Source organism: Jiangella anatolica, from assembly GCF_003236295.1.
GTDB classification, from domain to species: domain Bacteria; phylum Actinomycetota; class Actinomycetes; order Jiangellales; family Jiangellaceae; genus Jiangella; species Jiangella anatolica.
The window spans coordinates 1-438 of the sequence record NZ_POTW01000222.1; the positions used below are offsets into that span (position 1 = coordinate 1).

A 438-nucleotide genomic window follows, 5' to 3' on the forward strand; every position below is an offset into this window, starting at 1 on the left:
AACACGTTGCGAACCTGTCACTTTAACTAGTGGCACATGATATTTCTTAGCCACTTCTCCTAGACGAATCAGTTGGTCTGCATCTGTAACACCCCCACGCATTTGAGGTATAACAGAAAATGTACCATCATTTTGAATATTCGCATGGTAACGTTCGTTAGCAAATCTTGATTCTCTTTCATCTTCATGATCATGTGGATAAACCATATTCAAATAATAGTTAATCGCAGGTCGACATTTTGGACATCCACCTTTGTTTTTAAAGTTTAAAACATGTCGAACTTCTTTAGATGTTTTTAAACCTTTCGCTCGTATTTGCGTAACAATTTGATCACGTGTCAAATCAGTACAACCACATATACCTGCAGGTTTAGCAGCAACAAAGTCATCGCCCAACGTGTGCTGTAAGATTTGAGCAATTTGCGGTTTACATTTACC

1 protein-coding gene is annotated in these 438 nt (G+C 38.1%); it reads right to left on the bottom strand.

The features are described from left to right. The coding region (locus C1I92_RS33080) for a (2Fe-2S)-binding protein (protein ID WP_146605400.1) at nt 1-438 on the bottom strand (438 nt) is incomplete at both ends.